The 13173-nt window shown below is 45.7% G+C and carries 12 protein-coding genes; 4 read left to right on the top strand and 8 right to left on the bottom strand.

All coding sequences use genetic code 11. The annotated features are described in order from the left end of the window. Window positions 1-57 precede the first annotated feature (57 nt). Together gnd and ACYVE4_RS07625 are read left to right on the top strand one after the other, a co-directional pair. The gene (gene gnd, locus ACYVE4_RS07630; RefSeq protein ID WP_460996625.1) at window positions 58-954 is read left to right on the top strand and encodes a phosphogluconate dehydrogenase (NAD(+)-dependent, decarboxylating); all 897 of its coding nucleotides are present in this window, start codon (window positions 58-60) and stop codon (window positions 952-954) included. A 147-nt stretch (window positions 955-1101) separates the two neighbouring features. Then, the gene (locus ACYVE4_RS07625) at window positions 1102-2187 is read left to right on the top strand and encodes a fatty acid desaturase family protein (RefSeq protein ID WP_460996624.1); all 1086 of its coding nucleotides are present in this window, start codon (window positions 1102-1104) and stop codon (window positions 2185-2187) included. A gap of 75 nt (window positions 2188-2262) precedes the next feature. Here the strand turns inward: ACYVE4_RS07625 and ACYVE4_RS07620 are convergent, their stop codons facing one another. Then, entirely contained in the window at window positions 2263-3150 is an 888-nt protein-coding gene (locus ACYVE4_RS07620; protein WP_460996623.1) for a DNA/RNA non-specific endonuclease, read from the bottom strand. Between the two features lie 110 nt (window positions 3151-3260). On the opposite strand from ACYVE4_RS07620, the gene ACYVE4_RS07615 reads away from it, so the two are divergent. Next, entirely contained in the window at window positions 3261-5411 is a 2151-nt protein-coding gene (locus ACYVE4_RS07615; RefSeq protein WP_460996622.1) for a tetratricopeptide repeat protein, read from the top strand. Window positions 5412-5619: 208 nt separating this feature from the next. Here the strand turns inward: ACYVE4_RS07615 and ACYVE4_RS07610 are convergent, their stop codons facing one another. From ACYVE4_RS07610 to hemC, 3 genes are all read right to left on the bottom strand, one after another. After that, window positions 5620-6849 carry an ABC transporter permease gene (locus ACYVE4_RS07610; protein ID WP_460996621.1) on the bottom strand — a complete coding sequence of 410 codons (1230 nt, stop codon included), beginning with the start codon at window positions 6847-6849 and terminating at the stop codon, window positions 5620-5622. A 63-nt stretch (window positions 6850-6912) separates the two neighbouring features. After that, window positions 6913-7344 carry a GNAT family N-acetyltransferase gene (locus ACYVE4_RS07605; RefSeq protein WP_460996620.1) on the bottom strand — a complete coding sequence of 144 codons (432 nt, stop codon included), beginning with the start codon at window positions 7342-7344 and terminating at the stop codon, window positions 6913-6915. After that, a complete protein-coding gene (hemC, locus tag ACYVE4_RS07600; protein ID WP_460996619.1) occupies window positions 7341-8267 on the bottom strand; it encodes a hydroxymethylbilane synthase in 927 nt (308 codons plus the stop codon). The genes ACYVE4_RS07605 and hemC overlap by 4 nt, the downstream gene beginning before the upstream one ends. Before the next feature lie 268 nt (window positions 8268-8535). On the opposite strand from hemC, the gene ACYVE4_RS07595 reads away from it, so the two are divergent. Further along, a complete protein-coding gene (locus tag ACYVE4_RS07595; protein ID WP_460996618.1) occupies window positions 8536-8940 on the top strand; it encodes an Hsp20/alpha crystallin family protein in 405 nt (134 codons plus the stop codon). Window positions 8941-9169: 229 nt separating this feature from the next. Here the strand turns inward: ACYVE4_RS07595 and ACYVE4_RS07590 are convergent, their stop codons facing one another. From ACYVE4_RS07590 to murA, 4 genes are all read right to left on the bottom strand, one after another. Continuing rightward, window positions 9170-10066, bottom strand: a complete 897-nt coding sequence (locus ACYVE4_RS07590) for an SAM hydrolase/SAM-dependent halogenase family protein (protein ID WP_460996617.1) — start codon at window positions 10064-10066, stop codon at window positions 9170-9172. A 19-nt stretch (window positions 10067-10085) separates the two neighbouring features. Beyond that, complete coding sequence (locus ACYVE4_RS07585; RefSeq protein ID WP_460996616.1) at window positions 10086-10943, bottom strand: bacteriorhodopsin; 858 nt, start codon at window positions 10941-10943, stop codon at window positions 10086-10088. A 43-nt stretch (window positions 10944-10986) separates the two neighbouring features. Continuing rightward, a complete protein-coding gene (locus ACYVE4_RS07580) occupies window positions 10987-11631 on the bottom strand; it encodes a DUF305 domain-containing protein (protein WP_460996615.1) in 645 nt (214 codons plus the stop codon). Between the two features lie 165 nt (window positions 11632-11796). Continuing rightward, the gene (gene murA / locus ACYVE4_RS07575; protein WP_460996614.1) at window positions 11797-13104 is read right to left on the bottom strand and encodes a UDP-N-acetylglucosamine 1-carboxyvinyltransferase; all 1308 of its coding nucleotides are present in this window, start codon (window positions 13102-13104) and stop codon (window positions 11797-11799) included. Between the last annotated feature and the right edge of the window lie 69 nt (window positions 13105-13173).

The raw sequence follows: 13173 nt of genomic DNA, 5'->3' as shown, positions 1-13173 counted from the left end.
CTGAACGCTGATCAGGAAAAAAATCGCCAATTTGCTTCTTTCAAACCATAGAAAGTTATGCATATTGGATTCATTGGCTTAGGGAAGATGGGATTTAATCTCGTCAGCAACTTAATAAAGCATGGCCATACGGTTGTCGGCTACGACATCAATGCAACGTTGGTAGAGGCTGTTAAGGAAGAAGGTGCTCAAGGGGCAAATACGCTGGAAGCCATGTACAATGCGCTTCCCGAAAAACGGGTGTTATGGCTGATGATTCCAGCTGGTCCACTGGTTGATAAGGTTATCGAGCAATTGCTACCACTTCTGCAACCGGGCGATACACTTATCGATGGCGGAAATTCGCAGTATAAGGATTCCATGCGACGCCATGATTATCTGAAAGAAAAAGGTATCGGTTTTCTGGATTGCGGTACCAGTGGGGGAATCAGTGGTGCACTGAATGGGGCCTGTACCATGGTTGGCGGAGATCCCGACGTGATTGAACCATTACACAAAGTATTTCAGGACATTTCCGTAGAAGATGGTTACCTCTACACTGGTTCAGCCGGTAGCGGCCACTTTACCAAAATGGTACATAACGGTATCGAATACGGCATGATGCAGTCCATTGCAGAAGGTTTTGAAGTGCTGGAAAAGGGTCCGTTTCCGATTGATTTTGAAGCAGTGGCTAAAATGTGGAATCATGGCTCCGTTATTCGCAGCTGGCTGATGGAACTGACGGAAGACGCGTTCAGCAAAGACCCAAAACTTGATGGCATTAAAGGCAAGATGTTTTCATCGGGCGAAGGCAAATGGACGCTCGAAACGGCACTTGATCTGGGCGTTCCAACACCGGTTATTGCCCTCTCGCTGATCATGCGTTATCGCTCTTTACAGGATGACACATTCACAGGAAAAGTCGTCGCTGCGTTGCGGAATGAGTTCGGTGGTCACGCGGTTGAAAAAAAATAAATTTCGCATTAACGAAAAAAAGTTCAATTCTGTTCGGTTTTTTTCGTTAGTATTACACGGAGGTTCGGACAGTTTCGATTGTCGTCCATAGCGAAATCGAGACTATCCGAATTTTTTTGTCTATTTCTAACCACCGTACTCATTTCCATGAAGGTACTGAGCACCCTCCAGGACCCCACCTTTACGGGGAAAGATTATTCGCGAGTTGATCGCTTTTTTCTCCAGTATATTAAAGACGAGCGGGACCTCCCCTTCATTTATCTTACCCTTAAGCTCACCTTTATTCTTATTCCACTGAGCGTTTTGCTATTCATGCCTTTCGTGTCAGGCTGGTTATGGTGGACTATAGCTGCGGTACATTTCTACATTAGCAATTTTGTGTTCAAAGGGCCATTTGGGCTCATGTTGCATTGCACTAGCCACCGGCAGTTTTTCAAGTCAGAATATGACTGGATGAATAAATACCTGCCCTGGATAATTGCTCCTTTCTTTGGTCATACGCCCGAAACCTATTACAGCCATCACATTGGTATGCACCATCCCGAGAATAATCTCGAAGATGACGATAGCAGCACGATGACGTTCCAGCGGGATAGCTTCCGGAGTTTTCTGGCTTATTTTGGTCGCTTTTTTGTCGTCGGTGTTCGTAATCTACTGTCGTACCTTCGTCAGAAAAATCGCCCTAAATTAGCCACTCGTGCCTTAACGGGTGAGATTGTCTTTGGTATAGTGTGTATCGGGCTATGTTTCGTTAGCTGGCCTGCTGTAGTTCTTGTTTTTCTGGTCCCACTAGTTATTTACCGCCTGATTGCTATGCTGGGTAACTGGACGCAACACGCGTTTGTGGATAGCGAAGATCCAGGCAATGCATACAAAAACAGCATCACTTGTATTAATGTGAAGTACAACAAAAAATGCTGGAACGATGGTTATCATATTAGCCACCACATTCGCCCAGGCATGCACTGGACGGAGCACCCAACATTTTTCCTAAAAACAATCGATAAATACGCGACGAATCAGGCCATCATTTTCGACGGATTGGATTTCTTACAAATCTTTTTCTACCTGATGCGCGGTCGATATGATGTACTGGCGAAAAATATGGTGAATGTAAATGGAGCCTTTGCCAATGATGATGAAGCCATCGCTCTATTACGCCGACGCACACGACGAATTATTGCAGAGCCTGTTGTTCAGGAAATGCAGCAAGTAGCCGTCGTAACGGCTTAGTAGATAACCTATACAACTAAAAAGCCACAAAGAACATAAAATCTTTGTGGCTTTTTAGTTGATAACAACTCATGTCTAGTTAGCCCCTACTTCCATCCGAGCTTCGATAATTCGCTGAATATCAACAGAGACGTTCGACAAAAAATCATAACCCGTCAATTTCTCTATTTCGTCGATGCTAGTAATGTACGCTTGCCAGGGTTTATCGGCGGCTGATTGCTGATTCGGGATATTTACCGCAATAATTCGTGTATTTTCCGTAACCTGAAACATAGCGTCATAGCCTGTTGGAATAACGATCAGGATTTTCCAGAGCGTGGCCGGAACGGTGAGTTTTCCGTCTGCAATTGAGGTTGCGTAACCATTCTGGCCTGTGCCGCCCGTGCCATTTACACCAGCAATAATATAGACATCGTTACCGTTGCTCATCAGTTGACGTTCATAGTCTTCTAAATTTTTCCAGGTCTCCCGGTTATGTCGCGGGGCTTGTGGCACGATGTTGGTTAGGAGGAATGTGGCTGCGTTATCTTCGGGTGTCGCATCCCGATCATCGGAAGGACAGAGGTGACCTCGATCAAAACCGGTGTTTGTGTAATCAGACGGGCGGGCCGCATACCAGCCTTTAGGTAAAGCCGGATCGGGCTTGAAAGCATCGGTTCGCTTGCTATCACCTTTTGACGCTGCGTTCAGGTGCCAGCTAACCCAATTAGCGATGCCACGACTACGATTATAAGAGAGTATATATTGAGGTCGAGATAGTAAATAATTGTCCGGATCGCTGATGGAAGCTCCGCTTGGATTACCAAGGGCCATGTTATCCGAACGATTGAGTTGAGAGGAGGACGTGCCCGTTGTTGGCGATGTTGGACGTACCGTCGCACAACTGCTAATCAGGGCCATCAGGCCAATGCCTAAAACAAGTATTTTCAGTTGATTATGCATCTGAATTGATTTTGCTGACATTCTTACGGAACTTTACAATCAATCCATAAATGTAGTGATTCTCCAGGTAGCCTATTTACAAATCTGAACAGAGAATCAATACACCCAAAAATAGACGAGTACCCGCTGTTATGGCTAAACGAAAGCAACCGCCTGTTTACGAAAACCCTCGTTCAGGCTCTCCCAAACCTGTTCCAACTCCCGCAAAAAGTACTACCCGACCTAATACGGTTAACGAAACGGCACAACGCCCTCCGGTTCGTACGGCGCCGGCAAAACCGGTTAGTACACCATCAACATCCGATTTACCAATTAAAAAACGCCCTGTTGTCTGGTGGCCGGTTGCCGTTCTGACTTTATTAGGATTCAGCTTGTATATCAATACGTTTGGGCACCAGTATGCGCTGGATGATATTGCTGCTGTCGGTCAAAATTTATTCGTTAAAAAAGGATTTGCGGGTATTCCCGACTTGCTGCGGACTGAATTCTGGCACTTTAGTAATATATCGCTGGGTTATTATCGCCCCCTTTCACTGATCACCTTCGCGCTGGAGCAGGAGTATTTTAAAGATAATCCGAACATCAGCCACATGATTAACGCTGGCCTGTATGGCCTGACGGGTTTATCGGTTGGCGTACTCCTCCAGAAATGGTTGCCTGGCCAGACAATTATGGCTTTTTTGATTGGGCTGGTATTTATTGCCCATCCGATTCATACCGAAATCGTAGCGAACATTAAAGGGCGCGACGAAATTCTGAGCTTCCTGTTCATCTCGCTTATGTTGCTTTCCTATTGGAAGCATCTGGAATCGTCTTCGCCGTTCTGGTTCAAAGGTCCAGCAGTTGACTGGATTTTTGGTGGGTTAGTTGGTCTTTTTGCCGTTATAGGCGGTTATGTAATTGGTAGCAGCTTGACAGGAAGTGCGGCAGGCGGTGTAATAGGTGCACTGATCCTGGGTTCCATGTCTGCAAGTTGGTTAGGACTTGCCTGCGTATCGCTCTATTTTGCCTTTCTTTCCAAAGAATCGTCTATTGTTAGCTTGGCCCTGATTCCAGCAATGCAATATTGGTTTGCCCGTCGGAATGTCTGGCAATCATTGATAAGTTTGTGGCCATTCCTGGTCGTTGCGGCCGTTTTCTTCTATCAGAAACAGAAAATGATTGGCACCCTAAGCGGAACGCCACCGATCGACTGGGCGAATTACCCCTATGCTATCGAGAAAACGCAGAAATCGACGATGTTCAAGTTCCTGGAATACTACATTCGATTGCTGATACTACCTCATCCATTGGTCTACGACTATTCGTACAACGTAATTCCATCGGGTGGCAAAGGCGATTTATTGACGTGGGCTGGCTTCTTCACCTTTGTAGGATTGCTCGTACTGGCCTGGAAAGGGTTTGTAAAACGGACGCTTTGGGGCTTTGGTATCTTCTGGTTCTTCGTGACCATGGCGCCAGGTTTAGGCTTTATCTGGTTCCGGGGTGGTATTTTCGCCGAACGATTTGCCTATGCGGCCGTTATGGGTTTCGGATTTATCTTAATCTGGGCATTACAGCAATTGCTTGTACGCTCGTCAGCTGACTCAAAACCTGTGCTAGTACGTTATGCACCACTGCTGGTGCTGATGGTTGTCGTTGCTGGATTATATTCCTTCAAAACAGTTGAACGCAACCGCGACTGGAAGAATAACTTTATTCTCTTTAATTCAGCCTTACCGTATGCACCGAACAGTTGTCAGGTACAGCGGCACGTCGCGAACGAGTGGATCGAAAAGGGGCTGAAAGATCGCGCGAAAGCCGATTCTATTGCAAATGCTACCAACGCGATTAAGCCAAAGCCATCCGTTGATCAGATCAAGAAAGCGCAGACATTGATTGATACCAACATTGCGCATGCCAATAAACATGGTCGCTGGGCGCTGGATCATTTGCAGGAATCGACCCGGATTTACCCAAACTTTGGAGAAGCCTATTTCTCAATGGCGTACGTTTTCCAAAAAATTACGCCCAATGTCGATTCAGCTAAATACTATTACAAGCAAACGATTCGGGCGGCTAATGCCTACGCTCCCGCTTACAATAACCTTGGTGTAATTTATCAGGGCGAAGGTCAGGTGGAGAACAATCGACAAAAGCTAGAATTAGCTTCGTACTATTATAACCGCTCGATGGTCGTGAATCCGGCTTACGTCGATGGCCAAAACAACCGGGCTAATTTATTAAAAGCGTTCGGCATCGACGTAAAAGTGCTGCCAGATTCGGTTATTAATAAGTACTAGGTAGTTAGTTTGAAGTTGTTTTGAACCTCTGACAAAATGCGGGCAAACGTTTTTGTCATGCTGACCGGTCCGCCGGTGCGGAAGGAAGCATCTTGAAGTTCCCTAACTCACTTGTTCAGGTATTTTAAGATGCTTCCTTCCGTACCGGCGGACCGGTCAGCATGACAAAAAACGGAAGGTTTAGACAATTCCTGGTTTCAAACTATTTTTATTCCTCCGCCAGCGTACGGGAGATGTTCATGCGGTAGACGCCTAAGGCAGGAAGGGCAGCGGCTAGAATGCCAATTAGAAGAGCGATTCCCAGTAGGCCCCACTCTTCAGGAAGAATCCCAAAGGCAGCCAGATTGTAATGATATTCATCGGATACACTGCTGGAAAATAGCCAAAGTCCAATACGGCTTAATAAAATTCCCAGCACGAAACCAATTAGGGCTAATACAATACCTTCCAGCAATAGCATACCAAACAGTTGCGCTCGCGTAGCGCCCATCGATAGCATCAAGGCCATTTCGTATCGCCGTTCTTTCAGCGAGTTATAGAGCGACACAAATACGCTGATACCCGAAATAAGCATAATCACAATCGCTAATCCGCGCAAAGTCTCGACGCCCACACCCAGCAGCGAAAACAGCCGATTCACTTCAATATTCGGTAAAGCCGCCTGGAGTTTGGAATTGTTGTTAATGCCGCGAGCGAGCATCATACCCAGTGGATTCCGAAACTTAATGAGCATACTCGTGATCTCGCGTGGCGCTTCTTCATCATGGTCTTCGTGTGCCTCTCCAGCTTCGTGATGCTCTTCATCATGGTGATCTTCGTCATGATGCCCATGAACGGCCCACACACTCGATACAGGTGTAAGAATCAGTTGATCGGTGACCGTATTAGTCGCATTTAGAATTCCGACAACTTTATATTTTGAGTCGCCGTGCTCTTCACCGTCTTTATCCAATCCGTGCGAACTGGCAAACGAATCACCAATTTTCAATCCCGTAACGGCAGCTACGCGTGGGCCGATGACCACTTCCAGATTTTGCTGGAATAGTTTTCCCTGTCCGACTGTCGCGCCAAAATGATCGAGGTAGCTTTTGTTGGTTCCGACAATCCGAAACGAATGATAATTATCCCCCATCGCCAGCGGAATTGCCGTTTTGATCATCGGATTACGCGTCAGCCGTTCAGCTTCTTCGAGTGGAATATTGCCCGTCGGCGAGTCGATCTGATAAATGCTGGATAGAATTAATTGCAGCGGACTTCCTTTAGCACCCAGCACCATGTCGATGCCTTTGATATTTTTCCGAAACTGATCGTCTAATTGTTTATTCAGTAAGAGCAGTAAGGAAATAATCGTGATGCCAAAAGTCATTAACAGTCCACTCAGGAAGCTGCTAAGCGGTTTATCCCGAAGATTACTCCAACTAATTCGAAAAAGATTCATAGCCGCAGGTCAATAGCCGTCTCAACTTAGTATAGTATTGCAAATTACTGAATAGCAGCGCGATTACAAATCCAGTTTGAAATGGTGGCTGGCAATATTAAACCGCTTGTTTAGGTACAATCGATGGGCGTCATAACGCGCTGGATTCTGTCCCGAATCAAGCGAAACACACTGACAATTCGTCTGCCGGGCCTGATCGATCACGAAGTCCACTAAAGCACCAGCGTATCCTTTTCCGCGCGCTTCGGGCAAAGTTGACAGATCATCAATGTATAAAGTCTTTCCGCTGTACAGTAAATTCATATACCGGTAACCTGTTACGGCCGGAGCGATTTCGCTGCCATCGTCAACAAAGGCGAGCACAAATCCATCGGTTTCCTGCTGAGAGCGAATCCGCTCAAATGCCTCTTCAGGTGTGAGGTGAGTCCGAAGCGCGATCATAGCCGGTATACATCGCCGGATATCGGCATCCGATGTGGCAATTTTAATGGTCATAATTGTTGGCGAATTTGGATTAATAATTCGTCGCCACCGCGTTCCAGAATCGCTTCAGCCAGCGAATGTCCTAACAACGGAGCCTCGATAGGCGGCCCACTAAACGTTTCGCGTAATAACTGAATGCCGTCTAAACTGACCAGCCCACCAGTCAGGCTAATCGTTTCTTCGGTTGTCCAGTGAGCGAGTGCAAACGATGGAATACTGCAACCACCTTCTAACCGGGCTAGAAAAGCACGTTCGGCCCGTAAACAGGCTTCCGTTGGTAAATGATTGACCAGTCGTTTAATCGTTTCGCTAACCTCATTATCCAGTGAAGTAGCGACTTCGATGGCAACGCTTCCTTGCCCTACAGCGGGCGTAAAATCGGCCATCGGGAGATGTTCGACGATTAAATCGTCATAGCCCATTCGGTGAACCCCTGCGTAAGCCAGCAACAACGCATCGCATTGGCCCTCATCCAGTTTGCGAATACGAGTTTGCAGATTCCCTCGCATGTCAACCGTGGTCAGATGGGGACAATAATGCTTAAGCATCGCTACCCGACGTGTCGATGACGTTCCTACCCGAAAGGCTTCGCCACTTTTTAATGACAGAGATTTATTACGGCTAACGAGTACATCATTGGCTAATTCGCGCTCGGTAAACGCTATGATAGCTAAATCGGACGGTAAATTAGACGGGAGGTCTTTGGCGCTATGAACAGCAATATCAATGCTGCCATCGCGAAGTTGGTCTTCCAACTCCTGCGTAAATACGCCTTTACTACCAATTTTCGACAAGGAACGATCTAATACCAGATCGCCTTTCGTTTCGATTAATACTAATTCGGAGCTTACGCCACCTTGCTGGAGCAACGTTTGAATATACTCCGCTTGCCAGACCGCCAATCGGCTACTTCGCGTTCCAATCTTAATATGCATGGTTCTACAAAGATACGCCACGAATCCCATCTTTCGGTAGCGACAATTGGGTAATGGGTGTGGTTGTCTTTCCACATAAAGCCCATAAATCGCAACAATGGCAAAATTGCGTATGTGCTATAGAAACTAGCTTAATTGTGCCAAAACGGCATTATAGGCCCGAAATAAGGCAAATTTTACCTGACATCATGTCTGAAAAATACTGATTAATCCTTTAGGCACGAGGTTTGTCTATAGTATAGAAGTTGAACAGTAAACAACATCCACTATGAAAGCGATAGAAAACGTGTTTCAGGGAACAGCCGGACAGATCGACTTGCTGAATACCCTTTATGGTGGGTCGACGCAGACCACCATGAACGTCGAGCGGGAAGATGAACGGTTGGTCATCACCATATCGGCCCCCGGTGTGAAAGCCAACTCGTTTAATGTATTAGTTGAGGGCAGCAAACTCGTTCTCTATACTTTGCTGGTTGGCACATCAGAACATCAGGAGAATGGCGTCAGCCAACGGCTGGCCGTACCGATGTTCCTTCGAGTTTTAGACATTCCGTCCTTTGTTGACGCCGATCAAATAGAAGCTATTCACGAACAAGGTCGGGTTATGGTTATGCTGCCCTTTAAAGACGAAGAACAGCTTCACCGAAGGATCGACATTAAAAATTTGTTTTAAGTCCGATCATGAATCTCTCCCGGAACCAACGATTAGGTTCTGTTTCCTATAGATGCGTTCGAAGCCGCTTTCACGAAAGCGGCTTTTTGATTTTTACGTGTAGAATTGACTTAGTCAAACACTGATCATTTTTGTCATCCTGACCGAAGGGAAGGATCTTAACATACCCTATTTGAGTATTATGGAATCCTAAGATCCTTCCCTTCGGTCAGGATGACAAAAAATTAGTTTACTTGCTTACAGTAATGGTCCAGTCGGGGCCACTGAATACTTTATATTTCTCTGAAAAATTTCCCATATTAACCGCAATGGAGAAATTGAGTAAGCTGTTCATATACGCTGCATCGTCGCCAGTAGAAACTTCGCCAAAGGTATTAACCAGCCGAACTGATTTGTCGTATAGAACCGCGTCGGCATGATAAATCTGAACGTGTACGTTATCACCCGCCTTTACGCCAAGCTGATCGATCAGCGTTTTCGGAATATTGCTCCAGACATTGCCATATTGAATATCCAGAACCGGAATGTTTCCCTTGACAATTCCCTTCGCTAATTCCGGTTTCTGATACGGTAAACGCACTACCTCATTTGGCAATATAGGACCGACTTGGTCAAAACGGATGGTACGCGAAGCCAATCGGGCAGCGGTATACGCATATACATCACGACCATGAAAGGTATACGATTGGCCAGAATTTTTCCGGCGGTTAATCGCTTCATTAATCTGACGAATTTGCCGAATGCCCAACTGTTCAGCTACTAAGGTAAGCGTACCATTATCAGGCGTTACAATATAATGTCCAGAATTAGTTAATAAAACGACAGAACGACGTCCGGTCCCAACTCCCGGATCGCAAACCGACACAAAAACGGTTCCTTTTGGATAGTATGTTACGGTTTGATACAACCGATAAGCGGCCTCCCAGATGTTATACGCCGGAATTTCGTGGGTCAGATCGAACAATTTCAGCGTTGGCGATACGTCTAAAGCTACGCCTTTCATGGCTGATACAGCTCCATCTTTCAACCCAAAATCAGACTGAAAAACAACAATTCCATTCTGAGCAAAAATGGGTCGACTAGCTATCAGAAGAAGTAAAAGAACAAATCTGTAAACGACACGCATAGTGAATAGGTGTTTGTATTCAATTATTTTCCAACCGGTTGGCACTGGCAGTCGATTCTGTTTGAGAATAGCTAACGTAAGCAACTAAGCCTATGCCAATAATACTAATCAGATCGGCCAGCGTAAAAAGGATGTGAATCCAGTTGAAATCGATTGGTAGAAGGGTCAGAAAAAAACCAAGTAAATAAACACCCCAGATCGTTAGAATGGGCAAGGCCTTAAAGCGAAACTGAGGTTGATGATTCAGCGGAGTTGAGTCATCGGTTTGCTTCCAAAGCTTATTCAGCGTAAACAGAATAAATACGTAGTCAATCAAGGCAATAAGCCCCCAGATAGCTTTTGGGCCAACCTGAATTTCGTTATCAAACGATACTTGTTGATGACCAATATAACTAGCCAGCACCATGAATAAGGTGGACACTACTAAAGCGGCTATAGGTCGTTTGGTCGTATCGAATTGAATCTTGAATATAGCTACTATGTGAATCAATAGCAGAGGTGTCGTAATAAACCAGCCCATATACCGATATTGTCCGACTGCATTATAGGATTCACGCAGTAACGTTTGACGATCGGCCAAGTCGCCAACAGTGGCCAATTCGGCCAACATATCGTGGTAATAACTTTGAAGAAAATAATAAACCCAGCCTGTTATCGCGCTGCAAATCAGTACTATTATAGGCATCTGTCGATAAGGAGATGCGGCTGGCTCAGGAGCGATTCTCGTATACGAGGTCAGTATAAAAATAAAATTGCCTAAAAAGGCAAGCATGGCTACGACAAGCAAAAAGTACGTAATCATGGGCAGAATCCCACTAGTACCTGCCGTCGGAATAAATGTTTGAGCTACTTCCATATACACAAAAACGGGAAGCATGAAGATACTTCCCGTTTTTAAAAGCCAAACGTGATCGTCTTTTTTATTTTTGTACCGCCTTAATTTGCGCCATTTCCTTCTTCGATTTATCGATCAGACCCTGAGCATAATTCCGTAGGGTTTCGTTTTTACCGTATTGCAGGTATGTCGTAGCCATATCAATCGCATCCTGACGCTGATCAAGCAAAAGAGTCGCAAAATTTTTATCAAGATTGCTCGTCAATTTGTCGCTAGAACCCGTTTGCTGCAATTTTAAACTCATTGCCTCGACGTTGCGACTTTGCTGCTGCGTATAGGCCTGATTGGGACGCGTTGGTTTCAATTGGCGCATCGTACCATCTACCAGTGTAATCTCGGATTCGGTAGCAGGCAACAACGTTTTAGCTATTTTTAGTAAGGCTGTGTCTTTCCCACTCTGAATTTCCTGTTTCAGCAAGTCCTGAGCGCCCTGCGCATGCAATTTAGCCTGAAATGCATAGTCGAAATCGGGGTCTCCCGTAGCAACCAGTTTTTTGATCTTGGTAACGGTTTGCTGTAAGGGAGTTAATAAGGCAGTTTTAGCGGGATCATTAGCCGATTGACTGGCCGTAGCTGCACCAGTAGTCGCCTGGCCACAAGCAGCTAATGAAATACCTGCTAACGAGAAGGTTAACGCCCAGATAAATAGATTGGATTGTGATGTTTTCATTCGTCGTAACATGATTTAACAATCAATTTTTGTCGCTAAGTAAACGAACTATATACTAAAGACAAAAATCAAGTCAGAAGGTTTAGGCGAGTTACTTCGGTTTAAGTAGAGAACCAAAAAAGGGCTTTCATATAGCCCTTCTTTGTAAAAACGATTAGCAAGAAATTACAACCGAATAATCTCAGCACCAATGGCGTTCAGGCGCGTATCAATATGCTGATAGCCACGATCAATCTGCTCAATACTGTCAATAATACTGGTTCCTTTGGCCGACATGGCGGCAATCAATAACGCAACGCCAGCCCGAATATCGGGCGATGACATCCGAATACCTTTCAACGGAATCTGACGGTTTAGCCCTACGACGGTAGCCCGGTGCGGATCGCAGAGGATAATTTGAGCGCCCATATCGATCAGTTTATCCACAAAAAACAGCCGGCTTTCGAACATTTTCTGGTGGATTAGTAGTGTTCCCTGGGCCTGTACAGCTGTTACCAGAACAATACTGAGTAAGTCGGGGGTAAAGCCTGGCCAGGGAGCATCCGCCACGGTCATCATACCGCCATCCAAAAATGAATCAATCTGATAATGCTCCTGAGCGGGAATATAAATGTCATCGCCCCGAAATTCCATCTGAATACCAAGCCGTTTGAACTGATCAGGAATAATCCCTAGTTCCGGAATGCGGCAATTTTTGATCGTAATTTCGGATTGCGTCATAGCGGCCAGGCCAATAAACGATCCGATTTCGATCATATCGGGCAGCATGGTGTGCTCGGTGCCATGTAGTTCCGAAACGCCTTCAATCGTGAGCAGGTTAGACCCGACACCCGTAATCTTTGCCCCCATCGAATTGAGCATCTTGCTGAGTTGCTGCAAATAAGGCTCACAGGCGGCATTATAAATGGTTGTTGTTCCCTCGGCCATAACGGCAGCCATCAGTACATTAGCTGTACCCGTTACTGACGCTTCATCAAGAAGCATATAGGTTCCGCGCAAATTGCTGGCATCTACCTGATAATATCCACCATCGTTGGCATCGTAATTGAACTGTGCGCCCAATTTTTCGAAACCCAGAAAGTGCGTATCCAGTCGGCGACGGCCAATTTTATCACCACCTGGACGCGGAATACGACCTTTTTTGAAACGAGCCAGCATCGGCCCAAGCAACATAACCGACCCACGGAGGGCAGCTGCTTTTCGCTTATAGGTTTCGGTTTCCAGATAATCCAGATTTACATCGCTGGCCTGGAAACGGTATGAACTTTCACCCATTTTGGTTACCCAAACACCTAAATCCCCCAGTAAATCAATCAGTTGGTTGACATCGCGGATGCTTGGAATATTGTGGATAACAATGGGTTCTTTGGTAAGTAATACGGCACAAAGAATCTGTAACGCTTCGTTTTTTGCGCCTTGCGGAATAAGGTCGCCTTTCAGTTTGCGCCCGCCCGTAATTTGAAAAGATGCCATTCTTGGAGTGATGAGTTATGAGTGATAAGTGATGAACGATGAATAAAGCCATCAAGCCATTTTATTCAT

It is taken from the genome of Spirosoma harenae (genome assembly GCF_054776975.1).
This window is presented reverse-complemented; position numbering and strand designations above follow the sequence as displayed.

Coding starts and splice junctions, on each gene's coding strand:
- gnd (WP_460996625.1), top strand. CDS start 58: ATGCATATTGGATTCATTGGCTTAGGGAAGATGGGATTTAATCTCGTC.
- ACYVE4_RS07625 (WP_460996624.1), top strand. CDS start 1,102: ATGAAGGTACTGAGCACCCTCCAGGACCCCACCTTTACGGGGAAAGAT.
- ACYVE4_RS07620 (WP_460996623.1), bottom strand. CDS start 3,150: ATGTCAGCAAAATCAATTCAGATGCATAATCAACTGAAAATACTTGTT.
- ACYVE4_RS07615 (WP_460996622.1), top strand. CDS start 3,261: ATGGCTAAACGAAAGCAACCGCCTGTTTACGAAAACCCTCGTTCAGGC.
- ACYVE4_RS07610 (WP_460996621.1), bottom strand. CDS start 6,849: ATGAATCTTTTTCGAATTAGTTGGAGTAATCTTCGGGATAAACCGCTT.
- ACYVE4_RS07605 (WP_460996620.1), bottom strand. CDS start 7,344: ATGACCATTAAAATTGCCACATCGGATGCCGATATCCGGCGATGTATA.
- hemC (WP_460996619.1), bottom strand. CDS start 8,267: ATGCATATTAAGATTGGAACGCGAAGTAGCCGATTGGCGGTCTGGCAA.
- ACYVE4_RS07595 (WP_460996618.1), top strand. CDS start 8,536: ATGAAAGCGATAGAAAACGTGTTTCAGGGAACAGCCGGACAGATCGAC.
- ACYVE4_RS07590 (WP_460996617.1), bottom strand. CDS start 10,066: ATGCGTGTCGTTTACAGATTTGTTCTTTTACTTCTTCTGATAGCTAGT.
- ACYVE4_RS07585 (WP_460996616.1), bottom strand. CDS start 10,943: ATGCTTCCCGTTTTTGTGTATATGGAAGTAGCTCAAACATTTATTCCG.
- ACYVE4_RS07580 (WP_460996615.1), bottom strand. CDS start 11,631: ATGAAAACATCACAATCCAATCTATTTATCTGGGCGTTAACCTTCTCG.
- murA (WP_460996614.1), bottom strand. CDS start 13,104: ATGGCATCTTTTCAAATTACGGGCGGGCGCAAACTGAAAGGCGACCTT.